This is a genomic window from Marinilactibacillus sp. GCM10026970, assembly GCF_042660675.1.
Lineage (GTDB): Bacteria > Bacillota > Bacilli > Lactobacillales > Carnobacteriaceae_A > Marinilactibacillus.
Window position 1 is genome coordinate 1 of record NZ_JBHSUL010000028.1, and the last position, 722, is coordinate 722.

At 46.5% G+C, this 722-nt stretch carries 1 rRNA gene; it reads left to right on the forward strand.

From position 1 onward, the window contains the following. Nucleotides 1–136: 136 nt before the first annotated feature. A 23S ribosomal RNA gene (locus tag ACFP65_RS09000) occupies nucleotides 137–722 on the forward strand; the annotation flags it as partial.

Below are 722 nucleotides of genomic sequence, written 5' to 3' on the forward strand. Positions count from 1 at the left end.
CTTTGTTCTTTGAAAACTGGATAGTTGAATTAATAACAAACATGTTAAGAAACAACACCGAGATTAACAAATTGAGAAAGTTTTGTTCCTTGAATAGAACTCTCATCGCTAATTTATATCATACTCTTAACCGCAAGGTTAAGTGAACAAGGGCGCACGGTGGATGCCTTGGCACTAGGAGCCGATGAAGGACGGGACGAACACCGATATGCTTTGGGGAGCTGTAAGTGAGCTTTGATCCAAAGATTTCCGAATGGGGGAACCCATCACCAGTCATAGGGTGATATCTTTTCAGTGAATACATAGCTGAGAAGAAGGTAGACGTGGGGAACTGAAACATCTAAGTACCTGCAGGAAGAGAAAGCAAATGCGATTCCCTGAGTAGCGGCGAGCGAAACGGGAAGAGGCCAAACCAAAGAGCTTGCTCTTTGGGGTTGTAGGACCGGCGATATGGACGAGTAAAGATAGTAGAAGAACCTGGAATGGTTCGCGAGACAGGGTGAAAGCCCCGTATACGACATCTGATCTTACCTAGCTGGTATCCTGAGTACGGCGGAACACGAGAAATTCCGTCGGAATCCGGGAGGACCATCTCCCAAGCCTAAATACTTCCTAGTGACCGATAGTGAACCAGTACCGTGAGGGAAAGGTGAAAAGAACCCCGGAAGGGGAGTGAAACAGCACCTGAAACCGTGTGCTTACAAGTAGTCAAAGCCCTTTTA